Genomic DNA, 22,689 nt, shown 5'->3' with positions numbered 1-22,689 from the left:
CACCGGACGAGCCGCCCGGCACCAGCGTGGTGTTGGATCCTTCGCGCCGCCACGGGTTGGTGACCGGGCCGAAGCACGAGGTCTCGTTCGACGAGCCCATCGCGAACTCGTCATTGTTGAGCTTGCCGAGCAGCACCGCGCCGTCGCGCCACAGCTGCGAGGTCACCGTCGACTCGTACGGCGGAATGAAATTGCCGAGGATTTTTGAGCACGCCGTGGTTCGGATATCGCGGGTCGCGAACAGGTCCTTGATGCCGATCGGAATGCCGGCCAGCGGCCCGCCCTCGCCCTTTGCAATCTTCTCGTCGGCGGCCTTCGCCATCTCGCGGGCGCGGTCCGGCGTCTCGAGCACATAGGCATTGAGCACGCGCGCGGCTTCGATGGCGGCCAGATGCGCATCGGTCAGTTCGCGGGCGGTGAAGGATTTGCTCGCCAGGCCCTCGCGGGCCTCGGCGATCGTCAGCGATGTCAAATCGGTCATTTATTGATCGGGCTGCAGAAGAACGGAGACAGGGTCTTGTCGTTGGCGGGGTCGTCCTGCCGGGGGCTCATATTTCTCTGGGCATTTTCCTTGGCGCGGGCGGCATCGAGCGCCTCGAGATGGTCGAGCACGGCGTCCATCGCCGCATTGGGATCGGCGACCTTCCCCTTGCGCTCCATCGCATCGAGGAAGTCCATATAGGCCTTGTAGGCCTTCTCATCGTCGCAGAGCAGACACATCGGGACCGTCCCAGAACAGAGAACTACTCGACCACCTTCGGCACCAGGAAGAAGTGGTTGGTCGTATCGGGCGCATTGCGGACGATGTCGCCGGCGATTTCGCCGTCATTGACCACGTCGGCGCGCTTCTTCATCTCCATCGGCGTCACCGAGGTCATCGGCTCGACGCCGTCGATATTCACTTCCGACAGTTGCTCGACAAAGGCCAGCATCGCGTTCAGCTCGCCCTGGAGATGGGGAACTTCGGCGTCGCTGACCGCAATCCGCGCCAGGTGCGCGATGCGGCGGACGGTCGTGGCGTCGACGGACATTATATAGGGCCTCGGGGCTGAAAGGTCAGCCCGCCGTATAGCAGAGGCCGGTTTTGCGCCGCAACCGCGCGAATCCCTCAGCCCCCGGGGCTTCGGCACCCTGCCGGCCACCCGGGCGAGACATTCTGGCGCGCATTCAGGCCGCAAAGCCTGCGACGAAACCACTTTGCGGCTGCCACGAAGTGGTGCCGAAACATTCAGAGCGCCTACTCCCTCCAAATAGAAAAGTTCGGAGTGCGTCATGCAAACGCTGGAAAACCGCCCCCGGCCGGAGGGCTGGGACCCCGCCCTGTGGTCGATCGGCACGGTGCTGGGGATCGCGATCCTCTACGTGGCCTGTCTGGTCTGAGCGAGGCGAGCCATGGCCAAATCCCAGGCAAAAGCTCTGCAGGAAAAGGCCGAGATGTTCGAGCGCCGCGCCGAGAGCGCCACGGATCCGATCTCCCGGCAGCATTACAGGGAAATGGCCGCGCATTATCGCAGGCTCGCGACCGAGCACCTGGAGATCAACCGGAGCGAGCCCGCGCGTCAGGTCTGAGACAGAGCCGTCCGGCCTGCCACGGTCGGCTAGGCCGGCTTCGGCAGCAATGGCCGAAAAAACGACCGCTCATAGCGGACAAAGCAACGCGTCTCCCTCGCGAAGGCGATGGCCTTCTGAACGTCCGGATCGAGCGCTGAGTCCTTGCGGTACTGTTCGTAGGCCGCAAGGCTCGGGAAGCTGAAGATCGCCAACGCGACGTCGCTTGCTCCCTCGGAAGGCAGGAAATAGCCGTGATGAGTGCCGCCAAACCGCGGCACCAGCTCCAGCCACATCGCACCATAAGCCTCGAATTCGGCGAGCTTGTCGGCACGAACTTCGTATCGCAGATAACAGGTGATCATGCCGTGGTGCTCCTGCGCCAGGTGGTGGGCCAAGTGATGCGACAAGTGAACTGCCGCCTCTCGATACCCGCATATCCGAGGCGGCAGTGGGGGCAGCACCGAAATTGCGCAGACAGAGGTGAAATCAGCCCGCCATCTTGCCCATCCGCGCAAGCGCGGCGCCCGCCAGCGCGCGGGTCAGCTCGGCGGCCGGCATTTCCTTGCCCATCCGCACCGCCTGCCCGGCCCAGAGGTTGGTGAAATCGACCTTGCCCTGTTTTTCGGCAGCCGCCTTCAGCGGCCCGAGGGCGGTCGCCGCGTGTGGGAACGCCGGCGCGTCCGGCGAGATCGGGCCGACCTCGCGCATCACGCGGTTGGCGACCCCACGCGCCGGGCGGCCGGTCATCACATTGGTGATGACGGTCGATTCATCGCTCGCCTGCGCCAGCGCCACGCGGCCCGCCGCGCTGACCTTGGATTCCGGGCAGCGCAGGAACGCGGTGCCGATCTGCACAGCGGAGGCGCCGAGCGCAAAGGCCGCCGCGATCCCGCGTCCGTCAGCGATACCGCCGGCCGCGACGACCGGCACCTTCACCGCGTCGACCACCTGCGGCAGCAGCGAGAACGTGCCGGGCTGCTCGGCAATCGTCTCGGTCAGGAACATGGCGCGATGGCCGCCGGCGTCGGCGCCTTGCGCGATGACGACGTCGGCGCCGTTCTCCTCGAGCCAGATCGCCTCCTTCACTGTCGTCGCCGACGACATCACGATGGCGCCCGCTGCCTTCACCCGCTGCAACAGTTTTGGCTCCGGCAGGCCGAAATGGAAGCTGACGACCTCGGGCTTCAGCTCCTCGACCACTGCGCAGAATGCCGCATCGAACGGCGCGCGGTTAGCCGCGTTGATCGGCGCATCCGGATCGAGGCCGTGTTCGCGATAGTAAGGCCCCAGCCGCTGCCGCCATTGCGCCTCGCGCGCCGGATCGGCGTCGACCGCCTTGTGGCAGAAGAAGTTGAGGTTGACCGGCGCAGACACGCGCTGGCGGATGATGTTGACCTGCTCACGCGCCTTCTCGGCCGACAGCATCGCACATGGCAGCGAGCCGAGCCCGCCGCCCTGCGCCACCGCAATCACAAGCTCCGCATCCATCACGCCGGCCATCGGCGCCAGCACGATCGGGAATTCGGTCTTGAAACGATCGATCAATCGACGGTCCGGCCACATGGTCTGTCTCGCGCTTGTTCAGGACAAAGAGGAAAGAGAGTTGCGCCGGCCCTGCAGCGACTGCTCGGCCTCGGCGACGATACGGCCGACGATTTCGGCCGCGGGAACGATATCATGGATCAGCCCGACGGACTCGCCGGCAAACACCGCGGCAACGTCGAAATTGGCCGCGGCCCTCGCGGCGGCGTATTCCACCGCGATCTCGTCCGCGCGCTGCATCAGCTCGATCTCGCGGCCGCTCCAGCGCCGCAGATGATCGTTGGAGAGCGAGCGCGCGGTGAATGGCGCCGGCCACATCAGCTTGCGCGACCAATCCATCACCACGCCGCGCACCGTCTCGCCCCTCTTCGCCGCGCAGATCAGCTGCTTCGCCTTTTCGGGCGCGTCGGCCTCGACGCTGGCATAGAACCGCGTTCCCATCAGCACGCCGGATGCGCCGAGCATCATCATCGCCGCGAGGCCGCGGCCATCAGCGATGCCGCCGGCTGCGACGACCGGGACGCGCCCTGCCGCGAAATCGATGATCGCGGGCACGATGTCGAGCGTGGTGCGCGACGCGCCGTGACCGCCCGCCTCCGTGCCCTGCGCAATCAGGATGTCGGCGCCGCAATCGAGCGCTTGCTGCGCCATGTCCTCACTCTGCACCTGGCAAATCAGGAGCGCGCCCGCAGCCTTGATCTTGGCCGCGAAGGGCGCGGGATCGCCGAATGACAGCATCACCGCGCGCGGCCGCGCCTGCAGTGCGATATCGATCAGCTCGGGCTGCTTGGCGAGGCTCCAGGTGATAAAGCCGATCCCGAATGGGCGGTGATATCGCCTGAGCACCGCAGTCTCCGCCTCGAGCCAGGCCCGATCTCCATAGCCGCCGCCCAGAATGCCGAGGCCCCCCGCGTCGCTCACCGCCATCACCAGCCGGCTTCCCGTGATCATCGCCATCGGCGCCAGCAGGATCGGATGCGCGATGCCCAGACGAGCCGTCAATTCAGTGCCGATCGGCATGCGTTGCTCCCTGTTCTGGACTTGCTGTTCTGGACTCGCAGCTTAAGCGGGCCTAACATTCTCGGAAAATGAATACTAGAGAACGCTGACATCTCTAAAATGAAACGGTGGTCCCAGATGGAATTGACCGACCTGCTCACCTTTTCCACGGTCGCCCGGCTCGGCGGCATCACCCGGGCCGCCGACGAGCTGAACACCGTGCAGTCCAACGTCACCCAGCGCATCAAGGCGCTGGAGGCCGAGATCGGCACGCCGCTGTTCGAGCGTCACAGCCGCGGCATGTCGTTGACCGGCGCCGGCCGCCGCCTGTTGCCCTATGCGCAGCGCATGGCGGCGCTGTCGCGCGAAGCGGTGCTCGCCGCGCGCGACGATGGCGAGCCGAAGGGGCCGCTGTCGATCGGATCGATGGAGACGACAGCCGCGGTGCGGCTGCCGACGCTGCTTGCCGAGTTTCATCGCCGCTATCCGGCGGTGCGCCTGACCTTGCGCACCGCGCCGACCGCTGACCTCGTGGCCGCCGTGCTCGACGGCTCGCTCGATGGCGCCTTTGTCGCCGGTCCGATCGAGCACGCCGAACTGTCAGCGACATCAGCCTTCACCGAGGAGCTGGTGCTCGTCACCGCGCAGCGCTGGAAATCGCTCGCCGCCTTGCGCGCCGGCACGCCAGAGTCAGGTCCGACTGCGCTGGTGTTCCGCACCGGCTGCACCTATAGGCAACGCCTCGAACAGGTGTTCACCGAGTTCGGCTGGCCGTCCGCCGCCCGCTTCGAGCTCGGCACGCTCGACGGCATGGTCGGCTGCGTCGCCGCCGACATGGGCGTGACGCTCCTGCCGCGCGCGGTGGTCGAGCGCGACCACGTCCAGCGCGACGTCAAGATCCACAAGCTCAATCCGCAGCATGCGCATGTCGAGACGCTGTTCATCCAGCGCCGCGCCACGCACCAATCCAGCGCGTTGCAGGGACTAGCCGCATGCCTTGGCGGCGACGATCGGGTGATCGCCGCCTGACCGGCGTTTTCGCATGGACGGCCGCTCGCCGCCGGGCTTTGCCTCGGCGCACGGGTGCATGCTAAGCGCACGGCATGCCCGCCCCCATCCTTCCTCTGATCGAAGCCGCACCGCACTGGCCTGACCGCGGCGCGCTGGTCGGCCTCGACCTCGGCACCAAGACCATCGGCGTTGCCGTCTCCGATCCGGATCGGCGGCTCGCGACCGGCGTCGAGACCATCCGGCGCAAGCAGTTCAAGGCCGATGCGGCGCGGCTGCTCGCGATTGCAGCCGAGCGCAACGCCGTTGGCTTCGTGCTGGGCCTGCCGATCAACATGGACGGCAGCGAGGGCCCGCGCGCGCAATCGACCCGGGCCTTTGCGCGCAACTTCGCAGGCCTCACTGCGCTTGCGATCGGGCTGTGGGACGAGCGGCTGTCGACCGCCGCGGTCGAACGCGAGCTGATCGGGATGGATGTCAGCCGCGCCCGGCGTGCCGAGGTGATCGACGAGCACGCCGCGATCTTCATCCTGCAGGGCGCGCTCGACCGGCTGGCGAAGCTGCGCGGAGACCGCTGACGATGGCCGTGGTGATCGCGGCGCTGTTGCCGGTGTTTTTGCTGATCGTGCTCGGCTTCATCCTGAGACGCACGCTGGTGCGGCTCGACACCCAATGGCACGGGCTGGAACAGCTCACATACTACGTGCTGTTCCCGGTGCTTTTGGTGCAGACGCTCGTGAAGGCTGATCTCACCAAGGTGCCGGTCGCGGGTGTCGGCGGCGCGCTGCTGCTCGCCGCGCTGGTGATGTGCCTGCTGTGTCTCGCGCTGCGGGCCCCGCTCGCCCGCGCCGGGGTCGACGGCCCCGCCTTCTCCTCGATCTTCCAGGGCGCCACCCGCTGGCAGACCTATGTCGCGCTGTCGGTGTCGGGCAATCTCTATGGCAAGGTCGGACTTGCGCTGGCCTCGGTCGCGATGGTCGCGATCATTCCGCTGGTCAACGTCTTCAGCGTCGCGGTGCTGGCGAAATATGCCTCAGCCGAGAAGCGGTCCGCCGGCGCGATCGTGATGACGGTCGTGAAGAACCCGCTGATCTGGGCCTGCGTCATCGGGCTCGCCATCAACGTCACGCATGTCCCGCTACCGAAAATCTGGCACGACGTCGCCGACGCGCTCGGCGGCTCGTCGCTCGCGATCGGCCTGCTCGTGACCGGCGCCGGGCTGCATCTGGAAGGCATTTTCCGCCCCAGCCTCGCCGCCAGCATCGCGCTGGTGCTGAAGCTGGTCGCAATGCCCGTCCTGACCGTCGCGCTCGCCGTGTGGTTCGGCGTCACCGGCGCCAATCTCGCCATCGTCGCGGCCTGCGCCGCGGTGCCGACCTCTCCGTCGGCCTATGTGCTGGCGCGCCAGATGGGCGGCGACGCGCCGCTGCTCGCCCAGATCATCACCCTGCAGACGATTTTGGCCGCGATCACGATGCCGATCGTGATTGCCGCTGTTGGGCCGTAGCATGCGGCATGCGCTTGCGCAGGTCGGCTCGTTGCGCTGATCGTCGCTATTTTCCGGACGAACCGGTGAACGCAGTATCGAGCACCTCACCGATCGGCTGCCAGCTGCGGCCATCAAACTGAAGCAGCCGCAATTGCTCGACCGGACGGAAGTGACCGGTATTGATCTTGATGCCGGGGAGCAAGGCGGATGCCTGATAATCCCTGAGTGCCGCAGCCTGCTTCATGACGTTTTCACGCGACAGATCGTTGCCGCATTGCCTGAGCACCTGGACCAGCGTTTCGGCGGCCGCATAGCCGTAGACTGCGGCAGCGTCATCCTTGCCGCCGGCTTTCGTGTACTTGTCGAGGAAGTTGCGCCAGGCGCCCTGCTCTTCCCTCCAGGCCGGATCACTTGCATCCTTCAGGAAGGCGGCAGTGACGACCCCGGTCGCATTCTCCGTGCCGGCCGGCTTGAGCACCGTCTCGATCGATGACGCCATCTGGTTCACGATGAACACCGGCCGCCAGCCGTGCTCGGCCGCAGCCCGGATCACCTTCGAGGCATTTTCCGGCACCCCGGCAAACACAAAGACCTCGGCCCCCGATTGCTTCAGGATCGATATGTGGCCGTCCAGATGCTGATCGTCGACATCATAGGCGATGTCGACCCTGATGTTGTGGGCGACGTCTCGCAGACCTTGCACCAATCCCTTGAACAATTCCCGGCCGAACTGGTCGTTCTCCCAGAGCGCCACGATTTTCTTTCCGGGATAGAAAGCCTGGATGTAATTGGCGTAGATGCGCCCCTCCTCGCGGTATGAAGGCTGCCAGCCCATGGTCCACGGATAGACCGACGGCTCGCTGAGGTCCTGATCGCCGGAGGCAACAAAAAGCTGGGGGACCTGCCGTTCGTTGAGATACTTCCGCGCGGCGAGATTCCCCGGCGCGCCGAACGAACCGAACATCAAAAGCACATTGTCGGTCTCGACCAGAATGCGCGTGAGGTCCATGGCGTTGGAAGCATCCGACAGGTCGTCATAGGACATGAAACGGATCTTGCGGCCGCCGATTCCGCCGCGTTCGTTGATCATTTCGAAATAGGCGGCTTCCGCCTTGCCGATCTGGCCGAAAATCTCGAGCGCGCCGCTATACGGCATTAGATTGCCGATGCGGATTTCTGTGTCGGTAACGCCCTGGTCGCGCACCTGCTGCGTGATGGCACCGAGCGACGCCAGCGCGACGACGCTGGCCAGCAGAGTTCGGATCAACATGGCCATGAGAAGAGCTCGCACGACGGCAGCCGCCGCTGCCTGGTTTCAGTTCGGCCCGCGCTCGTTCATCGATCTGGATCATAGCACTCGAAGGGGGACGCTGATATCCCCTCCGTCAGCTTCCTGAGCGGACGCCGACGCGCCGCTATGGGTTCCTGACCATCATGCTGCAGACCATCGCGGCGGCCATTACGATGCCGATCGTGATTGACGCGGTGGGCTTTAGGCGCGCCATCACAAATAGCGGCGCTCTCCAGCCCGGACCCAATGCTTTTCTTCGAAACGATCAGGCACCGAAGGGACACGGAGCGGCATACTCAGCGCATCAGAGATTGTAATCTCGCAACGTTCTGAGCCGTCAGTATACACAAGCGTCCCTTGCGAAATCCGCAGCGTGACTCGCGAATCACGCTGTTGTTCATCGGACCACCGATCCAAGGCCGCCATGCTTTCGGGCGTCGCAAAACCTTGGAACGCCTTCATCTTGGGAATGAGGTGCTTCGCCCCAAGCGTGCTCCAAGAAATCGCAGCAGCAAGGACTGGGACCCAAACATCAGCCTCGCTCGTCAGGTCTCGCACGCGCTCCGCCAACTTTCGAAGATGTCTCAGGCCACCATCCACCATGCGACAGAAATTTGGGGGAAACGGCGAGAAAAGCAGATACCCCGGCAAGTCGTAGCGCAGGTTGCCGCCGTGCGTTCGCCGCCATGGCCAAGGGCACTCCTGGCCGGGATCGGTTGATCGAATGTAGAGCGCACCTTTTGCTTCGCGGATGATCGGCCAGAACTTTCTCGCGGGCGATCGAAGGATCGCATCGTGAAGATCTGCGATGGCACGGGCAACGGGGGCCGCTTTGGCCAACTCGTCGATGGCCATGGACAGGTAATGGCTATGCTCGCGTATGTAGTCCTCCGCCAGGTCGCGATTCAAGCGATGAAGATGGTGGCGATAGGTCAGCATGTGCGCGTTGAACGCGTCGGGGGCTTGATTAGACATCAATCGTCCATTCTCCGAAACGCGCACGCTTACTGGAGTAACGCATTTATTGTATCCCCGTCATTGCGAGCGAAGCGAAGCAATCCATCTCTCCGTTCGCTGAGACATGGATTGCTTCGTCGCTTCGCTCCTCGCAATGACGGCGGAGAGAGACTGTCTACTGCCCCGCCAGCCACCAGGTCTGGAGCGTCGCCGCAAAATTGTTCAGCCCGTGCAGCAGGATGGTCAGCCAGGTCGAGCCGGTGCGGAAGCGCAAATAGCCGAACAAGAACCCGATCGACAGCACCTCACAGAGGAAGAACCAGTCGTACTGCAGGTGCATCACGGTCCAGACAATCGACGACAGCAGGATCGCGCCATAGGGGCCGAGCCTGGATTCCGACCAGCCGCGATAGAGCCAGCCGCGCGCGAACAATTCTTCCCAGAGCGGCGCGCCCACGGCGAAGGCGATCACCAGAAGCCACAGCGCGCTGTGCTCTTGCGCCGATTTCAGCACGTCGCCCATGAAGCCCGGCGTCACCTCGCGGCCGGCGGCGCGGGACACCATGTCCCAGGCGCCGACCAGCACGACGAGCGCGACGACGCCGATGATCACGTTCTTCCACGACGTTCCGCGCAGCCCGAGGTAATCGGCGAACGGGATCCCGGTGCGGCGGATCGCGAACCACAGCACCAGCAGCACCATCGGCAGGCCGGCGAGGACCGAGAGCGAGATCGTCAGACCGTCGGCGACCACGTGGGTGATGCCGGCCGCCGACAGCTCGCCGCCCTGCGCGATAATGCGGTAGACGATGACCGCGACCTGGCCGAGGAACATCGCGACGAAGATCACAAGGCCCCACAGCGCGGTGCCCCAGAATTTCCAGACCCGAGGGGGACGTGGCGGAGCATCGATAGCGGGCGGCGGAGTATCGGGATTGAGTGCGTCCATCAGCAAACCTTCATGGCAGCGCCCGCGCCAGCAGCGCGCGCTGATCGGCATCGGAGAGGTCCACCGCGCCGTACATGCCGGCGTGGCATTCGGCAAGCCGGGTCGCCGCAAACAATTCGGCATTCTTGGGCGAGACCTGGTTGAGCGCCGCGGTGGCGGCCAGCAGCGCCAACTTCTCGACTGCAAGCCGTGCGATACGCTCGCTGTCCGGCCGGCGGAACGATTGTCCGATCGACGCAACAGCCTCAGCGGCGCCCGGCAGGCCCTTGGTCTCGTCGGCGAGCGCACGCAGCACGGCGAGCGCGGCATCGGCCTCGCGGCCGAGCGCGCGCAACACGTCGAGGCACATCACGTTGCCTGAACCTTCCCAGATCGCGTTGACCGGCGACTCCCGGTAATGGCGCGCCAGAATGCCCTCCTCGACATAACCATTGCCGCCCAGGCACTCCATCGCCTCATAGAGGAAGCCAGGTGCGCTCTTGCAGGTCCAGTATTTGATCGCCGGCGTCAGCAGCCGCATATAGGCGGCCTCGCCTGCATCGGTGGGCGCGCGATCGAAGGCGCGGCAGAGCCGCATCACCAGCGCGATCGACGCCTCGACATGCAGCGCCATGTCCGACAGCACCGCCTGCATCAGCGGCTGGTCGGCGAGATGTTTCTGGAACACGCTGCGATGCCGCGCGTGATTGAGCGCGTGCGCCAGCCCCGAGCGCATCAGGCCGGCGGAGGCGATCGCGCAATCCTGCCGCGTCAGCTGCACCATCTGGATGATGGTGCGGATGCCCTTGCCCTCCTCACCGATCAATTCGGCATGGGCGCCGTGGAATTCGACCTCCGAGGAGGCATTGGAGCGGTTGCCGAGCTTGTCCTTCAGCCGCTGGAAGTGGATCGCATTGACCGTGCCGTCGGGCGCAAAGCGCGGCATGAAGAAGCAGCTCAGCCCCTGCTCGGCCTGTGCCAGCACCAGGAACGCGTCGCACATCGGCGCCGACATGAACCATTTGTGCCCGGTGATACGCCAGGCATCGCCGTCGCGCTCGGCCCGCGTCATGTTGGCGCGCACGTCGGTGCCGCCCTGCTTTTCAGTCATGCCCATGCCAAGCGTCATGCCGCGCTTGGTCCACCAAGGCGCAAAGCTCGGGTCATAGGCGCGCGTGGCGATCACAGGCATCGTCTTCGCCAGAATGTCCGGCTGCGAGGCCAGCGCCGCGACCGAGGCGCGCGTCATCGTGATCGGGCAGAGATGACCGGTCTCGACCTGGGACGCGATATAGAACCTTGCCGCGCGCACCACCTCGGCTGCCCCGCCGGCCGGCTTGCCGTCCGCGGTCCAGGTCGAGTTGTGCACGCCGGCATGGGCCGAGTGCGCCATCAGTTCGTGATAGGCCGGATGAAACTCGACCTCGTCACGGCGATTGCCCCTGGCATCGAACGTTCGCAATTTCGGCGTGTTCTCGTTGGCGAGCCGGCCGCGCTCGGCCATGGCGGCCGATCCCCAATGCTTGCCGAAATCCGCCAGCTCTGCGCTGGCCGCCGCCCCGCCATTGGCGGCGACCGCCGCGGCCAGCGGCGCGTCCGTCGCGAACAGATCGACATCCCAAAATAGCGGCGACTGGTTGAAGACATCGTGGGTGGCGAACGGAGCCTGCGTCATGGTCTCCCCGGCGATTGGTCGCTCTGCGCGCGATGCCCGGACAACGGTCTTCGTTGGCGGCAGCAGCGCCGTAACTGGAATCGGGGGATCATAAGCCTGCAAGCCGGCACGGGGCAGCGAAAAGTACGCGTCCGCTAGATGCTTCCGTGCCTCGGCGCATGGCGGCCGAGCCACCGGTCGACCCAGTCATTGGCGCGGGTCCGGTTCGCCTCCTTCCTGGAAGCCTGGACCGGAAAGATGTCGCCGCTGTTCAGTTGCCGGTTATCGGGATATTCAGCCAATTGCAGGTTCGATTCATGCGCGGCGCCGTCGACCGGAGAGATGTAGGCAAACCGGATCTCGATCTTGTGCTTGATGTCGGAGCCCTGCCATTTCGGATGGTGACGCGCCAGAAGCTCGACAAGCTCGCAAGGCAACAGATCCGAGGTCGAGCTCCGATTGTCCTCGGTCTTCTCCATATAGCATTGCTCCTTGACGTTGCTGACGCGCGCGTCGATCGGCCGGAAGTTCACCCGCTTGTCGAGTTCGCCGTAGGCATAGAACCCCGCAACGCCGATCGCGATGATGCCGTAGAGCCCCAGACGCATGGTCGAACTCCCATCCTTCCGAACCGCGGCGACGGTCAGATCGTGCGCGTCTTCTCCGCCTTGCTCTTGGAGGCCAGCACCGGAAACACGTCCCCGGCCCGCAGCGGCTTGCCGTTGGGGAAGTAGGACATCTGCAGGCTCGACTGGTGCGTGGCCCCATCGACCGGCGAGACATAGACGACCTTCACCTCGATCTTGTGCTTCAGGTCATAGCCCTGCCACTTCGGATGCTCCTTGCGCAGCAGCTCGGCGATTTCGCAACGGGTCAGGTCGGAGGTCCACGTCGTCTTGGTGATGACGCCGCGCTCGACCTTTTCCAGATAGCATTGCTCGCTGACACCGCTGATGCGCGCATCGACGCGCTGGTAATTCGCGCTCTTGTCGTACTGGTCGTAGATCGCAATGCCGGCAGCGCCGACGACAATGATGGCAATGGCTCCGAAACGCATGCTTCGTGCTCCTGTAATGCCCGCACTTCAAACGGCCACAATTAAGGAGTGTTGAACGTGCATTCGGCTACTTTTGCGATGGCAAGCCTTGTCTTGCGAAAATGCCCCGGATTTGAAGAAAATCCTGCGCTAGTGCGCCCGGGTAATCGGGAAATCGTAGGCCGCCTCGCCTACTCCCGGCAGCGAGAAGTGCCACCATTCCTTTGAATAGTTCACGAATCCCTGCCTGGCCATCGCCGCGACCAGAAGGTTGCGCCAGCGGCGCTGCGCCGGCGTGATCGCGCTGGCGGCGGTATGGCCCTTCGCATCGGAGCAGTCGTAACCGGTACCCATGTCAACGCTGCCCTCCGGCGCGCGCTCGGCGACCGGCGCGGTGCAGTCGGCATAGGCCCTGGCCGGGTCGAACTTGCGCGAATTGTCCGCGGTCAGATCGACCAGCGTGAGATCGACCGCAGCGCCGGTCGAATGACCGGAATGGGTAGCGATATAGCCGAGGCGGAACAGATCGGCCTTCGAGAAGGCCGGGTTGTAGCGCCGCTCGGCGGCGGTCTCCTTGCCGTTCTTCGACCACGCCACCATGTCGGCGACCGCGCGCGCCGGCCGGTAGCAATCGAACATCTTCAGCGACAGGCTTTGCCGCGCCAGTTCCTGCTGCACGGCCTTGAGCCGACGCCCCACCTCCCGCTTCACCACGCATTCCGCCGCGCCGTAGCCCGCGATCGGCCGTCCCATGAAATTGTTGGAGGTCGCGTAGCGGATGTCCTGGATGATGGTCGGATCGATGTCGCGCAGGAACATGAAGTCGCCGGGCAGGCTCTGAGCGAAGGCAGACGAGATCGACCCTGAGATCAAATCGATCGCCAGCAGTGCGATCACGGCAATTTTCACGAGTCCTCGCTCCGCTGTCCTGGCTGCATGGCCGTCCAAGGGACACCTCGCCTCTGCTCCGCCTGAGCCCGGTCGTCCACGTCTTGTTCCGGAAAAACCAGCAAAAGCAAGGCGCGGACAGCTCGCAATAGGCCCTGGCATGATGGCGGAGAAACCCAGCCCCATCTTACTCGGGGAAAACTCCTCCGGGCCCTCTTCGCGCTTGCCCCACCGGCCATCCGCGCCTATAGCTCTCGCTTTAATGACCCCATCATTAAAATCGACTTTTGTCCTCGGTCACCGGCATCTGCTGGGCATCGAGGGCCTTTCCGCTGACGACATCACGGGCCTGCTCGACCTCTCCGAGGAGTATGTCGAGCTCAACCGCCAGGTCGACAAGAAACGCGCCAGTCTGCGCGGCCGAACCCAGATCAATCTGTTCTTCGAGGCCTCGACCCGGACCCAGTCCTCGTTCGAGATCGCCGGAAAACGCCTGGGCGCCGACGTCATGAACATGTCGGTGTCATCGATGTCGACCCGCAAGGGCGAGACCTTGATGGACACCGCGGTGACGCTGAACGCGATGCACCCCGATATCCTGGTGGTGCGCCACCACGCCTCCGGTGCGGTCGAACTGCTGGCGCGCAAGGTTGACGGTTCCGTGATCAACGCCGGCGACGGCGCCCACGAGCACCCGACCCAGGCGCTGCTCGACGCGCTGACCATCCGCCGCAACAAGGGCCGGCTCGAGGGGCTGACGATCGCGATCTGCGGCGACGTGCTGCATTCGCGCGTGGCGCGTTCCAACATCTTGCTGCTCAACACCATGGGCGCCCGCGTCCGCGTGGTGGGCCCCTCCACGCTGCTGCCGCGCGGCATCGAGCGGATGGGCGTCGAGGTCGCGCGCGACATGCGCGAAGGGCTGAACGGCGCCGACATCGTGATGATGCTGCGGCTGCAGCGCGAGCGCATGAACGGTTCCTTCGTGCCTTCGAGCCAGGAGTATTTCCACTATTTCGGCCTCGACCAGAAGAAGCTCGCTTACGCCAAGCCCGATGCGCTGGTCATGCATCCCGGCCCGATGAACCGCGGTGTCGAGATCGACACGTTCGTCGCCGACGGCGCGCAGTCGCTGATCCGTGAACAAGTCGAAATGGGTGTGGCGGTGCGCATGGCAGTGCTCGAAGCGCTCGCCCGCAACCTGCCGAACGCGTGACGCCATGCTGACTGACCGCCGCCCCATCCTGCTCGCCAACGCCCGCGTCATCGATCCGTCCCGCGACTTCGACGGTCCGGGCGACGTCCTGATCGCCGACGGCGTGATCCGTGACGCCAAGCGCGGCATCGGCGCCGCCGGCGTCCCCGAAGGCACCGACATCGTCAATTGCGCCGGCAAGATCGTGGCCCCCGGCCTGATCGACATGCGCGCCTTCGTCGGCGAGCCCGGAGCCAGCCACCGCGAGACCTTTGCATCCGCCAGCCAGGCCGCCGCCGCCGGCGGCATCACCACCATCATCTGCCAGCCCGACACCTCGCCGGTGATCGACAATTCGGCGACCGTCGACTTCGTGCTGCGCCGCGCCCGCGACACCGCGATCGTCAACATTCACCCGATGGCTGCGCTGACGAAGGGCATGCAGGGCCTGGAGATGACCGAGATCGGCCTGTTGAAGGCCGCCGGCGCCGTCGCCTTCACCGATGGCGACCGCAGCGTCACCAATGCCCAGGTGATGCGGCGCGCGTTGACCTACGCTCGCGATTTCGACGCGCTGATCGTGCATCACACCGAGGACCCGAATCTGGTGGGCGAAGGTGTGATGAACGAGGGCGAATTCGCCACGCGGCTCGGCCTCGCCGGGATCCCTACCGCCGCCGAGTCGATCATGCTCGAGCGCGACATGCGGCTCGCGGCGCTGACCGGCGGGCGCTATCACGCGGCCTCGTTGACCTCGATCGAGTCGCTGGAGATCCTCAAGCGTGCCCGCGACAACGGCCTCAACGTCTCGGCCTCGGTCTCGATCAACCACGTGACGCTGAACGAGAACGACATCGGCCCGTACCGCACCTTCCTCAAGCTGGCGCCGCCGCTGCGCACCGAGGAGGACCGTAGGGCGCTGGTCGCAGCGCTCGCCTCCGGGCTGATCGACGTCGTGATGAGCGATCACAATCCGCAGGACGTCGAGGTCAAGCGGCTGCCGTTCGCGGAAGCGGCGAGCGGCGCGGTCGGCCTGCAGACCATGCTGCCGGCGGCGCTACGGCTGATCCACAATGGCGAGATGGAGTTCAAGACGCTGATCCGGGCGATGTCGACGCGGCCGGCGGAACTGCTCGGCCTGCCCGGCGGCACGCTGCGCGCCGGGGCCCCCGCCGACGTGATCGTGATCGACGCCGACACCCCCTGGGTGCTCGACCGCGACGATCTCAAATCGCTATGCAAGAATACGCCGTTCGACGACGCCCGCTTCTCGGGCCGCGTCACGCGGACGATCGTCGGCGGACGGACGGTGTACGAACACGTCTGAAGCGTTTTCGAGCGAAGTGGATACCGGTTCGCGTGAAGAAAACGCGTCAAAACAAAAAACTAGAGCCCCGTTCCGATTCAATCGGAACGGAAAAAGGCTCTAAATCGGCGTGGAACTCAGCGCGCCGCGAGTTGCGACATCGCTTCCATCGTCGTTCCAACGACGATGGCCGCGACGTAAACCACAAAGAAAACCTGCTCAAGCCGCCTGCGAACAGAAGCCATGATAAGCTCCCTCATTTCCAAGGCCATGGTGCGGATTGATGCTTAATATTTCATTGACGGAATTGCCAAAAATAGACCGGATCGACCGTCCAGGGAACCACCGCGATGTCTGCTGACGCGTTGCTGCTCGCCGCCTTCCTGATCGGCTATCTCTTGGGCTCGATCCCGTTCGGCATGATCCTCACCAGGCTCGCCGGCACGCAGGATCTGCGCACCATCGGCTCGGGCAATATCGGCGCCACCAACGTGCTGCGGACCGGCCACAAGGGCCTCGCCGCGGCGACGCTGATCGGCGACATGCTCAAGGGCACGGTCGCCGTCATCATCGCGGGCTCGATCGACGGCCCGAACGCGGCGATGCTGGCGGCGCTGGGCGCGTTCCTCGGCCACCTCTTCCCGGTCTGGCTCAGGTTTCGCGGCGGCAAGGGCGTCGCCACCTATCTCGGCGTGCTGCTCGGCCTGTTCTGGCCCGCGGCGCTGATCTTCGCCGTGATCTGGATCGGCACCGCCACCACCACGCGCTACTCGTCGCTGTCGGCGCTGATCGCCGCGTTCGTGACGCCGCTGTTCCTGTGGTGGTTCGGCCATAACGCGCTCGCCTCGCTGTTCGCCGTGCTGACGCTGCTGCTATTCTACACGCACCGCGAGAACATCAAGCGGCTGCAGGCCGGCACCGAAGGCAAGATCGGCGAGAAGAAGTAACTCTCTCCGTCATTCCGGGGCGATGCGCAGCATCGAACCCGGAATCCATTGGGCCGCATGTTTCGCGGTGAAATGGATTCCGGGTTCTCGCTTCGCGAGCCCCGGAATGACGAGGTCTATTTTGTCAAAGCGTCCTCGACAAAGCTCGCCGCCGCCAGCGCCTTTGCATCGCCGCCAAAACCCGCGATCACGGTCACGCCGACCGGCAATCCGCCCTCGGCAATCAGCGTCGGCACGTTGACGCAGGGTACGCCCATCAACGTCCAGAGCCGGTTGTAGCGGGGATCGCCGGTCGAGGCCAAGCCGTTCGGCGCGGCACCCGGCGCCGACAGCGTCAGCAGCACATCGACATCGCCAAAAATCGCGGCCAGCGCCTGCCGCGCGCGCAGCGTGACGTCCATCGCCGCATCATACTCGGCGGGCGTACCGCCCTTGCTCTCGTCGAGCCGGCCGCGCAGCAGCGGCGGCATCGCATCGTAGTTCTGGCCGTACTCCCAGGCGAACGATTGATGCGCCTCGAACTCCTGCACCACCGGATGGATCCGCCATGCCTCCGCGATGATCTCGGGCATCGCGAGCTCGCGCACGGTTGCGCCCGCCCGCTCCGCCGCCCGCGCCGCCTTCTGCAATGCCTCCGCGCCAGATGGTTCGGGCGCGCCGGCAAATGCCTGCGTCACGACGCCGATGCGCGGTGCCGCGACCTCGGACGGCACGACAAGCTCAGGACGCCTGGTCATCGCAGCCAGCCCCAGCGCGACATCGCGCACGCCGGCGCCGAACAGCCCGACGGTATCGAGCGTCCATGAGAAGCACTTCACCCCGACGGTCGGCAGCAGCCGGTAGCTCGGCTTGATCGCGGCGACGCCGCAGAACGAGGCCGGCCGGATCACCGATCCGCCGGTCTGCGTGCCCAGCGCCAGCGGGATCATCCCCGCGGCGACCGCGGCTGCCGAGCCCGACGACGAGCCGCCCGGCGTGTGCGCGTGATTGTGCGGATTGAGCGTTGCGGTCGGATCGTTCGCGGCGAACGCGGTCGTCGTGGTTTTGCCGATGATGGTGGCGCCGGCCTGCTTCAGCGCCACCACCACCGGCGCGTCGGCGCGCGGCTGATGGCCGCGATAGATCGCAGCCCCCATCTCGGTCGGGAATCCGGCGGTATCGATGATGTCCTTGATGCCGACCGCGATCCCGCGCAGCGGCCCGGCATCCTGCGCGCGTGCCTTCGCGTCGTGGCGGACAAAGGCGCCGATCGTCTTGTCCCGCGCACCGATCGCCTCCAGCGATTGGCCGATAGCCGCTTCAGGCGACAGCGCGCCCTGTTCGATACGCGCTTGGAGGTCGGCAAATGAGATCATGGGCGGCTTCCTCGAATTGGCGACCGCTTGTAGCGCGTCACGCCTGCTCCGCCAATGTCGCGGTTGATCACAATCCCAGGTTGGGCGAAGCTAGAGCCCGCATGCATGACCGGTCACCCAGCACCACTGAACTCACCGACACCGAACGGCTCAACCGGCTGCGGCTGATCCGCTCCGACAATGTCGGGCCGCGCGGTATTATGGCGCAAACGCCACAAGCGGCTAAACGCGGCCTAGTTTGGTAGGTCTATTTTTGAATTGAAGAGCGCTTGATCAAATACACTATTGGCAGAGCCACTATCGCAGCTAGGAAAGGCACACCAAGCATCAGCACAGCGAAAATCGCCGGGTTGAGAGTGCCGAACAGCCACATACCGCCTATTACCAACTCAACCACGGCCACGGCGATCAAACGGCCCCAAATTGGTCTATTCATTTCGCGTTCCGTCTGACTGTTAAATCTCCTCCAGCACCACCTGTTCAAGCTCTAGCGCCGCAACGCACGCAAGAAAGAAGATCGCCGTAAACGATCCTCGCTTTAGCTTCATGGTGATCCCGGCCTCAGTCTCGTCCTTGAGGCCGTGCTTCTTCAACCGCTTGACCAACTCGGCATAGGTCACGTCGGCTTTCTTCATTTCCGCCTTGAGGAAGGCACTGGCTCGCTGGCCCCATTCCTCTTCTGCCTTGGGTAGGACCATGGCATCTCCTATCGATTACGTGAGCTAACAAATACGATAGACCGGCCTTGACTTCCGGTCAAACGGTTCATATCCGTTAGCTATCACATTCGATAGGATGCGGCAATGCGCGGCAGACCGACAAAAGACCCTCACACGCGTCCGGCCATCAACACCCTTGAACGGCTCCATATGGAGCTTGGCGGGCAGATACTCGCCAACCGGCAACAGCACGATGCCTTGAGCGAGCAGATGCGGCACGTCGAGGCCGTCATCAAGATGCTGGACCCCACGTACAACCTGGGTCGGATCGCGGTGAAGCGGCGGAAGCCAAACCCGTGGTTCAAGCGCGGCACCCTCTACAGGCGGGCGCTGGACGTGCTCAGGACGGCCACGGAGCCGATGACCACCACGGAGTTGGCGAAGGCGGTTCTAGCCGCCCATGGCGTGCAGGACGCTACCGGCGACGACGTACAGGGCATCGCGCTGGGCATCCAGCACAGCCTCAAGAACCATGAGGGGAAAGGCGTGGAGCGGGTTGGCGAGGCCAGCCCGGCTAGATGGCGATTAGCCGGCATCTAGCCAGTGCTGGAAATTCCGACGGCACAACGCGAACCCATCTGGATTACGGCCTTGGCACGCGCCCGCTGGGGCCGCTTCCACTTCGGGAACAAGCTCCACATGGCGTGCGTTGAATCTGGCGTGAGGATACTTATGTGACATGCGTCACAATAAACCATCAAACCTTAGTGCTGTTGCCGGGCTGGCACAGGAGCGCCATAATTGGCCTGTCAAGGTTTGAACCTTGTTGGATGACCCTGAAACTAAAGGTAGCGTAAGGGTTCCTTAACTCGAATGCGCAGAATCAAAAAACAACGAATTGCGCTTTGGAAGGCGTCATGGCCGCTCTAATGGCATTTCTTCAGGCTACGGTTGCTGACTTCTCGGAATGGGTGCACCCGTCCAAGAAACAGGACGTGTCGCCGGCTGAGAATGTCCCGACAGTCGGCAAATATCGCATCGACTATTCGGAGCCATCCCAAGCTCAGATCGACGCTGCGAATGCCGAGTGTGCAGACCTCTTCAAGAGTGGGGAATGGATTTCCGTCAACCGTAAGTCGTGATATTGCCCCTATATGGGGCATATCTTCTATCCGCTCGAAACCCTTCCGCTGCAGTACGACATTGTCTGGTGTCTTTATCCGGAGAGCGGACTCACGCCCGGTCCGATCGCGCGACCGTCGCTGGTGTTGGATGTCCGCGTCAATCAACAGCAGAAAATTGGCGCTGTGATCTGCACCTATGGGACAGGTGAGTTTGAGGCACGACATTACAAAGAGGATTTGATTATTCCGCCGCTGGAATATCAGGCCTTGGGGTTGCACAAGCCGACTAGATTCGCACTTGGGCTAAATAGTCGTATGCAACTTGCTTGGGGTCCAAAATACTTCGTGGCTCCTGAATACGCGAAATCTCAGAACCTCATCATCGGCGGACTGAATGGCGAGCAAATCGACAGAATGCTTGAGCGCCTAAAGCGTCGCGGACTTGAACCGTATGCTTAGAAAGTTAGTCAATGTGCCGCTGCCAGTATCCCGTGAAGTCTGCAGACTTGCCGCGCTTTAAGGCCAGCGCCGCAATGCGGTTCACCTGATCCCCATTGGAGACGCGGCGATTATCCTCGCGCCATGAGGACTCCTGCGCGTAGCGGAGCAGATACGCACCAGCAATATGATGGTGGATACCGATCTCAGCACGCCGCAAACGGCTGAAATACTCCTCAGCCTGATTGGTGCAGGCGCCGTCCAAGGAGTAAGCTTCTTGGTGGTTGATTCGTTTCATTTCAAAACGTTCGTGTAATCCATCCCAAGAAGCGGCTTCGTCGGCATGAACGACAGTCCCCTTCGCAATGCGGGCACGAATGAAAGCGGCGGCTTGGCTTTCAGAGCCAAACACTGCTGGCACAGAATTGCCGCCGCGCTCACGGACGACGACGACGACCTTCCGTTTCCCATTTTGATTGCGGGCATATCGGCGGTCGCGGCGATATTCTTTCTGGTTTGCTGGTTTTACATAACCTCCAAAATAGCCGCCATCTACTTCAGCCGTTTTGCCTTCGCCGCCGACGACGCGGCCCTTCAACTCCTCCGCCATTGCCTCGCGCAGCTTGTGTAGGAGGACGAATGCGGACTTGTAGGAGAGGCCCAGGTCGCGGCTGAGCGCCAGCGCGGACTTGCCTTTCACCTCGTTGCAGAACACGGCGATGGCCGCCAGATAGCCGCGCAGGGGCAGCTTGTGGCTGGCGAACAGCGTGCCGCTGGTAATCGTGAAGTCCTTTTTGCAGCCCTTACAGCGGAAGCGCAGGGAGCCGTTCGGACGGCGGGCTTCGTAAGCCTCAACAGAGCCGCAGGACGGACACACCGGAGCGCCATCGGTAGAAGCCCAACGGACAGCCTTGAAGGCCGTCTCGGCTTCCGCATCAGTCATGCGGAAGACCTGAGCTAGGCTCAGGGTCTTTGCCGCTTTGCTGAGGAGGAAGTGTTGGGACACAGCCGCTACCTAACGAATACGATAGGTAACGAATATGATAGGTTTGGCCCAAGGTCAAGAAATCTATCGTTTTCGTTAGGTCACGAAATCGTTAGGTGCATCGCGGTAATCCCTTTTAGGTGTATTGCGCCTCCGGAACGCCAATAGGTAGTATTGGCGGGAGACGGGGGCGAGAGGAATGCATAAGCGAACTTGGGCGCTTATAGCGCTTGTCTATCTTGTATTTGCCGAGCTTCTTAGTTGGGGTCCGGTTCCTGACCTATCGTTGTGCCTGATACAGCCAGAGCACGGTGAGCAATCCTCCAACCACGATAATAAGAAATACTGCCCCACCTTCCACACGGGAGTAATCGCCGCGATTGACTCGCTCGATGGATTCCTTGAACGACACGACAAGAGCGTTGTCGGCGGTTTCACCATCGTTTTGGCTATCTCTACCATTGGGCTCTGGCTGGCTACGAACAGTCTTTATAGGGCTGGCGAGAGGCAGCTTGAGTTCCTGCGGGAAAGCTCCGACGCCCAATCCAGTGAGATGCAAGACTCTATAGCCGCAGCTCGTGAGGCAAATCGTATCAGTTCTGAGGCGATGCATATCTCTCAAAGAGCTTGGGTATCGCCGGAAGTTAGCCTCGACAGCGATCTGGTTTGGGACGGCAACGCTTGCCGCCTTGTAGTCAAAATGGTTCTCAAGAATGTCGGGGTAATCCCGGCTCAAGATGTCAACGTTTATGTAAAAGCTTACGCCAGACCTAACGAGAGTCCTATAAGCATAGAGGAAGCGCTGCTGGAGCCGCGATCTGCCGCTGTCGGGCACTTTCTTTTTCCACATGAGGACGTTGCACAAAGCACAAGGCTTGTCCTCACGAGGAATGAAATCAGCGACTGCGGAAATCCAAATCCGAACATCGTAATCATTCAAATCGCGGTTATCGTTCGGTACTGGGCAACCCCAGATCGCAAGGAGGCCCGAACCGCGAAGCTGTATCGGTTGATCCGTTTTGTCGACTCCGACCGGGAGGAAGGCGTCGTGCTCCCGAGACCAATCGGGATGGATGAAAACATTGCAAAAGATAGCCTCATCATTACCCATCACTGGATGCCCAGTTACGCAGATTAGGGCGATGATCACGGCCCAAGCCATTCGTATCCCACGCATCGTCCATTCCTTTCAAATGGACGGTATTCGGCGCGTGCCCTTGTGGCGTTTGCGCCATAATACCGGGGCCGCGCACCTTTGCATCGCTGCTCCGCCATTTTGGCGATGCCGCGCACGCGCTGGAGCGCCTGCCGGATCTCGCGCGCCGCGGCGGCGCATC

At 63.4% G+C, this 22,689-nt stretch carries 29 protein-coding genes and 1 pseudogene; 13 read left to right on the top strand and 17 right to left on the bottom strand.

The annotated features are described in order from the left end of the window. The 3 genes from H8B02_RS29590 to gatC form a co-directional block, all read right to left on the bottom strand. On the bottom strand, positions 1 to 481 hold a 481-nt coding region (locus tag H8B02_RS29590; RefSeq protein ID WP_249795570.1), incomplete at its 3' end, for an amidase. Next, on the bottom strand, positions 478 to 720 hold the full coding sequence (locus H8B02_RS29585) for a hypothetical protein (RefSeq protein ID WP_173642511.1): 243 nt from the start codon (positions 718 to 720) through the stop codon (positions 478 to 480). The genes H8B02_RS29590 and H8B02_RS29585, both read right to left, overlap by 4 nt. A 23-nt stretch (positions 721 to 743) precedes the next feature. After that, the gene (gene gatC, locus H8B02_RS29580; protein ID WP_229169477.1) at positions 744 to 1,031 is read right to left on the bottom strand and encodes an Asp-tRNA(Asn)/Glu-tRNA(Gln) amidotransferase subunit GatC; all 288 of its coding nucleotides are present in this window, start codon (positions 1,029 to 1,031) and stop codon (positions 744 to 746) included. A gap of 361 nt (positions 1,032 to 1,392) precedes the next feature. Between gatC and H8B02_RS29575 the strand changes: the two genes are divergently transcribed. After that, on the top strand, positions 1,393 to 1,569 hold the full coding sequence (locus H8B02_RS29575; protein WP_229169476.1) for a hypothetical protein: 177 nt from the start codon (positions 1,393 to 1,395) through the stop codon (positions 1,567 to 1,569). Positions 1,570 to 1,598: 29 nt separating this feature from the next. On the opposite strand, the gene H8B02_RS29570 is transcribed toward H8B02_RS29575, so the two are convergent. The 3 genes from H8B02_RS29570 to H8B02_RS29560 all read right to left on the bottom strand — a co-directional run bounded on the left by H8B02_RS29570 (position 1,599) and on the right by H8B02_RS29560 (position 4,113). Further along, positions 1,599 to 1,913 (bottom strand): NIPSNAP family protein, encoded by a 315-nt coding sequence (locus H8B02_RS29570; protein WP_097673410.1) that lies wholly within the window; start codon positions 1,911 to 1,913, stop codon positions 1,599 to 1,601. Between the two features lie 124 nt (positions 1,914 to 2,037). Continuing rightward, the gene (locus H8B02_RS29565; protein ID WP_229169475.1) at positions 2,038 to 3,114 is read right to left on the bottom strand and encodes an NAD(P)H-dependent flavin oxidoreductase; all 1,077 of its coding nucleotides are present in this window, start codon (positions 3,112 to 3,114) and stop codon (positions 2,038 to 2,040) included. 18 nt (positions 3,115 to 3,132) lie between these two features. Next, positions 3,133 to 4,113 carry an NAD(P)H-dependent flavin oxidoreductase gene (locus tag H8B02_RS29560; protein ID WP_229169474.1) on the bottom strand — a complete coding sequence of 327 codons (981 nt, stop codon included), beginning with the start codon at positions 4,111 to 4,113 and terminating at the stop codon, positions 3,133 to 3,135. A 117-nt stretch (positions 4,114 to 4,230) separates the two neighbouring features. On the opposite strand from H8B02_RS29560, the gene H8B02_RS29555 reads away from it, so the two are divergent. The 3 genes from H8B02_RS29555 to H8B02_RS29545 all read left to right on the top strand — a co-directional run bounded on the left by H8B02_RS29555 (position 4,231) and on the right by H8B02_RS29545 (position 6,607). Next, positions 4,231 to 5,121 carry a LysR family transcriptional regulator gene (locus H8B02_RS29555; protein ID WP_229169473.1) on the top strand — a complete coding sequence of 297 codons (891 nt, stop codon included), beginning with the start codon at positions 4,231 to 4,233 and terminating at the stop codon, positions 5,119 to 5,121. 74 nt (positions 5,122 to 5,195) lie between these two features. After that, positions 5,196 to 5,678, top strand: a complete 483-nt coding sequence (ruvX, locus tag H8B02_RS29550; RefSeq protein WP_229169472.1) for a Holliday junction resolvase RuvX — start codon at positions 5,196 to 5,198, stop codon at positions 5,676 to 5,678. Between the two features lie 2 nt (positions 5,679 to 5,680). Next, entirely contained in the window at positions 5,681 to 6,607 is a 927-nt protein-coding gene (locus H8B02_RS29545; RefSeq protein ID WP_229169471.1) for an AEC family transporter, read from the top strand. A 46-nt stretch (positions 6,608 to 6,653) separates the two neighbouring features. Here H8B02_RS29545 and H8B02_RS29540 read toward each other — a convergent pair whose 3' ends face one another. From H8B02_RS29540 to H8B02_RS29510, 7 genes are all read right to left on the bottom strand, one after another. Then, on the bottom strand, positions 6,654 to 7,865 hold the full coding sequence (locus H8B02_RS29540; protein WP_229169470.1) for an ABC transporter substrate-binding protein: 1,212 nt from the start codon (positions 7,863 to 7,865) through the stop codon (positions 6,654 to 6,656). Positions 7,866 to 8,093: 228 nt separating this feature from the next. Beyond that, complete coding sequence (locus tag H8B02_RS29535; protein ID WP_229169469.1) at positions 8,094 to 8,855, bottom strand: hypothetical protein; 762 nt, start codon at positions 8,853 to 8,855, stop codon at positions 8,094 to 8,096. Positions 8,856 to 9,012: 157 nt separating this feature from the next. Continuing rightward, complete coding sequence (locus tag H8B02_RS29530) at positions 9,013 to 9,786, bottom strand: CPBP family intramembrane glutamic endopeptidase (RefSeq protein ID WP_229169468.1); 774 nt, start codon at positions 9,784 to 9,786, stop codon at positions 9,013 to 9,015. Positions 9,787 to 9,796: 10 nt separating this feature from the next. After that, complete coding sequence (locus H8B02_RS29525) at positions 9,797 to 11,440, bottom strand: acyl-CoA dehydrogenase family protein (RefSeq protein ID WP_229169467.1); 1,644 nt, start codon at positions 11,438 to 11,440, stop codon at positions 9,797 to 9,799. Between the two features lie 134 nt (positions 11,441 to 11,574). After that, the gene (locus H8B02_RS29520) at positions 11,575 to 12,027 is read right to left on the bottom strand and encodes a hypothetical protein (protein ID WP_229169466.1); all 453 of its coding nucleotides are present in this window, start codon (positions 12,025 to 12,027) and stop codon (positions 11,575 to 11,577) included. 35 nt (positions 12,028 to 12,062) lie between these two features. Further along, positions 12,063 to 12,476, bottom strand: a complete 414-nt coding sequence (locus H8B02_RS29515) for a hypothetical protein (protein WP_207829975.1) — start codon at positions 12,474 to 12,476, stop codon at positions 12,063 to 12,065. A 129-nt stretch (positions 12,477 to 12,605) separates the two neighbouring features. Next, a complete protein-coding gene (locus H8B02_RS29510) occupies positions 12,606 to 13,274 on the bottom strand; it encodes a M15 family metallopeptidase (RefSeq protein WP_229169478.1) in 669 nt (222 codons plus the stop codon). A 331-nt stretch (positions 13,275 to 13,605) separates the two neighbouring features. Here H8B02_RS29510 and H8B02_RS29505 point away from each other — a divergent pair, with 331 nt between their 5' ends. The 3 genes from H8B02_RS29505 (at position 13,606) to plsY (ending at position 16,791) form a co-directional block, all read left to right on the top strand. Then, the gene (locus tag H8B02_RS29505) at positions 13,606 to 14,559 is read left to right on the top strand and encodes an aspartate carbamoyltransferase catalytic subunit (protein WP_229169465.1); all 954 of its coding nucleotides are present in this window, start codon (positions 13,606 to 13,608) and stop codon (positions 14,557 to 14,559) included. A gap of 4 nt (positions 14,560 to 14,563) precedes the next feature. Further along, positions 14,564 to 15,865 (top strand): dihydroorotase, encoded by a 1,302-nt coding sequence (locus tag H8B02_RS29500; RefSeq protein ID WP_229169464.1) that lies wholly within the window; start codon positions 14,564 to 14,566, stop codon positions 15,863 to 15,865. A 329-nt stretch (positions 15,866 to 16,194) separates the two neighbouring features. Beyond that, positions 16,195 to 16,791: a glycerol-3-phosphate 1-O-acyltransferase PlsY gene (gene plsY / locus H8B02_RS29495; protein ID WP_229169463.1), complete on the top strand. Its 597-nt coding sequence runs from the start codon at positions 16,195 to 16,197 to the stop codon at positions 16,789 to 16,791. Positions 16,792 to 16,907: 116 nt separating this feature from the next. On the opposite strand, the gene H8B02_RS29490 is transcribed toward plsY, so the two are convergent. Next, a complete protein-coding gene (locus H8B02_RS29490; protein WP_229169462.1) occupies positions 16,908 to 18,146 on the bottom strand; it encodes an amidase in 1,239 nt (412 codons plus the stop codon). Between H8B02_RS29490 and H8B02_RS49090 the strand changes: the two genes are divergently transcribed. Continuing rightward, a complete protein-coding gene (locus H8B02_RS49090; protein ID WP_376711723.1) occupies positions 18,137 to 18,391 on the top strand; it encodes a hypothetical protein in 255 nt (84 codons plus the stop codon). The two genes, H8B02_RS29490 and H8B02_RS49090, sit on opposite strands and share 10 nt — an antisense overlap. A gap of 2 nt (positions 18,392 to 18,393) precedes the next feature. On the opposite strand, the gene H8B02_RS29485 is transcribed toward H8B02_RS49090, so the two are convergent. Continuing rightward, positions 18,394 to 18,582: a hypothetical protein gene (locus H8B02_RS29485; protein WP_229169461.1), complete on the bottom strand. Its 189-nt coding sequence runs from the start codon at positions 18,580 to 18,582 to the stop codon at positions 18,394 to 18,396. 19 nt (positions 18,583 to 18,601) lie between these two features. Beyond that, on the bottom strand, positions 18,602 to 18,844 hold the full coding sequence (locus H8B02_RS29480) for a DUF6471 domain-containing protein (RefSeq protein WP_224497342.1): 243 nt from the start codon (positions 18,842 to 18,844) through the stop codon (positions 18,602 to 18,604). A gap of 105 nt (positions 18,845 to 18,949) precedes the next feature. On the opposite strand from H8B02_RS29480, the gene H8B02_RS29475 reads away from it, so the two are divergent. From H8B02_RS29475 to H8B02_RS29465, 3 genes are all read left to right on the top strand, one after another. Further along, positions 18,950 to 19,405: a hypothetical protein gene (locus H8B02_RS29475; protein ID WP_229169460.1), complete on the top strand. Its 456-nt coding sequence runs from the start codon at positions 18,950 to 18,952 to the stop codon at positions 19,403 to 19,405. 317 nt (positions 19,406 to 19,722) lie between these two features. Continuing rightward, complete coding sequence (locus H8B02_RS29470) at positions 19,723 to 19,947, top strand: hypothetical protein (RefSeq protein ID WP_229169459.1); 225 nt, start codon at positions 19,723 to 19,725, stop codon at positions 19,945 to 19,947. Between the two features lie 12 nt (positions 19,948 to 19,959). Next, entirely contained in the window at positions 19,960 to 20,388 is a 429-nt protein-coding gene (locus tag H8B02_RS29465) for a hypothetical protein (RefSeq protein ID WP_229169458.1), read from the top strand. 4 nt (positions 20,389 to 20,392) lie between these two features. Here H8B02_RS29465 and H8B02_RS29460 read toward each other — a convergent pair whose 3' ends face one another. Further along, positions 20,393 to 21,373: an IS1595 family transposase gene (locus H8B02_RS29460; RefSeq protein ID WP_229169457.1), complete on the bottom strand. Its 981-nt coding sequence runs from the start codon at positions 21,371 to 21,373 to the stop codon at positions 20,393 to 20,395. Between the two features lie 178 nt (positions 21,374 to 21,551). Between H8B02_RS29460 and H8B02_RS29455 the strand changes: the two genes are divergently transcribed. Further along, positions 21,552 to 22,490 carry a hypothetical protein gene (locus H8B02_RS29455; protein WP_229169456.1) on the top strand — a complete coding sequence of 313 codons (939 nt, stop codon included), beginning with the start codon at positions 21,552 to 21,554 and terminating at the stop codon, positions 22,488 to 22,490. A 104-nt stretch (positions 22,491 to 22,594) separates the two neighbouring features. Then, positions 22,595 to 22,689, top strand: a pseudogene (locus tag H8B02_RS49085) (hypothetical protein); the annotation flags it as partial.

Source organism: Bradyrhizobium altum, from assembly GCF_020889705.1.
Classification (GTDB): Bacteria; Pseudomonadota; Alphaproteobacteria; order Rhizobiales; family Xanthobacteraceae; genus Bradyrhizobium; species Bradyrhizobium altum.
Note: the sequence above shows the minus strand (reverse complement) of the source record. Positions and strands in the feature narration are given on the sequence as shown.

Excerpts from the sequence above, each read along its gene's own strand:
- H8B02_RS29535 (WP_229169469.1), bottom strand. The coding sequence starts at position 8,855 with ATGTCTAATCAAGCCCCCGACGCGTTCAACGCGCACATGCTGACCTAT.
- H8B02_RS29560 (WP_229169474.1), bottom strand. The coding sequence starts at position 4,113 with ATGCCGATCGGCACTGAATTGACGGCTCGTCTGGGCATCGCGCATCCG.
- H8B02_RS29565 (WP_229169475.1), bottom strand. The coding sequence starts at position 3,114 with ATGTGGCCGGACCGTCGATTGATCGATCGTTTCAAGACCGAATTCCCG.
- H8B02_RS29555 (WP_229169473.1), top strand. The coding sequence starts at position 4,231 with ATGGAATTGACCGACCTGCTCACCTTTTCCACGGTCGCCCGGCTCGGC.
- H8B02_RS29540 (WP_229169470.1), bottom strand. The coding sequence starts at position 7,865 with ATGGCCATGTTGATCCGAACTCTGCTGGCCAGCGTCGTCGCGCTGGCG.
- H8B02_RS29485 (WP_229169461.1), bottom strand. The coding sequence starts at position 18,582 with ATGAATAGACCAATTTGGGGCCGTTTGATCGCCGTGGCCGTGGTTGAG.
- H8B02_RS29515 (WP_207829975.1), bottom strand. The coding sequence starts at position 12,476 with ATGCGTTTCGGAGCCATTGCCATCATTGTCGTCGGCGCTGCCGGCATT.
- H8B02_RS29480 (WP_224497342.1), bottom strand. The coding sequence starts at position 18,844 with ATGGTCCTACCCAAGGCAGAAGAGGAATGGGGCCAGCGAGCCAGTGCC.
- H8B02_RS29570 (WP_097673410.1), bottom strand. The coding sequence starts at position 1,913 with ATGATCACCTGTTATCTGCGATACGAAGTTCGTGCCGACAAGCTCGCC.
- H8B02_RS29505 (WP_229169465.1), top strand. The coding sequence starts at position 13,606 with ATGACCCCATCATTAAAATCGACTTTTGTCCTCGGTCACCGGCATCTG.
- H8B02_RS29545 (WP_229169471.1), top strand. The coding sequence starts at position 5,681 with ATGGCCGTGGTGATCGCGGCGCTGTTGCCGGTGTTTTTGCTGATCGTG.
- H8B02_RS29530 (WP_229169468.1), bottom strand. The coding sequence starts at position 9,786 with ATGGACGCACTCAATCCCGATACTCCGCCGCCCGCTATCGATGCTCCG.
- H8B02_RS29475 (WP_229169460.1), top strand. The coding sequence starts at position 18,950 with ATGCGCGGCAGACCGACAAAAGACCCTCACACGCGTCCGGCCATCAAC.
- H8B02_RS29500 (WP_229169464.1), top strand. The coding sequence starts at position 14,564 with ATGCTGACTGACCGCCGCCCCATCCTGCTCGCCAACGCCCGCGTCATC.
- H8B02_RS29455 (WP_229169456.1), top strand. The coding sequence starts at position 21,552 with ATGCATAAGCGAACTTGGGCGCTTATAGCGCTTGTCTATCTTGTATTT.
- plsY (WP_229169463.1), top strand. The coding sequence starts at position 16,195 with ATGTCTGCTGACGCGTTGCTGCTCGCCGCCTTCCTGATCGGCTATCTC.
- H8B02_RS29510 (WP_229169478.1), bottom strand. The coding sequence starts at position 13,274 with ATGTTCCTGCGCGACATCGATCCGACCATCATCCAGGACATCCGCTAC.
- H8B02_RS29490 (WP_229169462.1), bottom strand. The coding sequence starts at position 18,146 with ATGATCTCATTTGCCGACCTCCAAGCGCGTATCGAACAGGGCGCGCTG.
- gatC (WP_229169477.1), bottom strand. The coding sequence starts at position 1,031 with ATGTCCGTCGACGCCACGACCGTCCGCCGCATCGCGCACCTGGCGCGG.
- H8B02_RS49090 (WP_376711723.1), top strand. The coding sequence starts at position 18,137 with ATGAGATCATGGGCGGCTTCCTCGAATTGGCGACCGCTTGTAGCGCGT.
- ruvX (WP_229169472.1), top strand. The coding sequence starts at position 5,196 with ATGCCCGCCCCCATCCTTCCTCTGATCGAAGCCGCACCGCACTGGCCT.
- H8B02_RS29575 (WP_229169476.1), top strand. The coding sequence starts at position 1,393 with ATGGCCAAATCCCAGGCAAAAGCTCTGCAGGAAAAGGCCGAGATGTTC.
- H8B02_RS29585 (WP_173642511.1), bottom strand. The coding sequence starts at position 720 with ATGTGTCTGCTCTGCGACGATGAGAAGGCCTACAAGGCCTATATGGAC.
- H8B02_RS29470 (WP_229169459.1), top strand. The coding sequence starts at position 19,723 with ATGGCCGCTCTAATGGCATTTCTTCAGGCTACGGTTGCTGACTTCTCG.
- H8B02_RS29465 (WP_229169458.1), top strand. The coding sequence starts at position 19,960 with ATGGGGCATATCTTCTATCCGCTCGAAACCCTTCCGCTGCAGTACGAC.
- H8B02_RS29525 (WP_229169467.1), bottom strand. The coding sequence starts at position 11,440 with ATGACGCAGGCTCCGTTCGCCACCCACGATGTCTTCAACCAGTCGCCG.
- H8B02_RS29520 (WP_229169466.1), bottom strand. The coding sequence starts at position 12,027 with ATGCGTCTGGGGCTCTACGGCATCATCGCGATCGGCGTTGCGGGGTTC.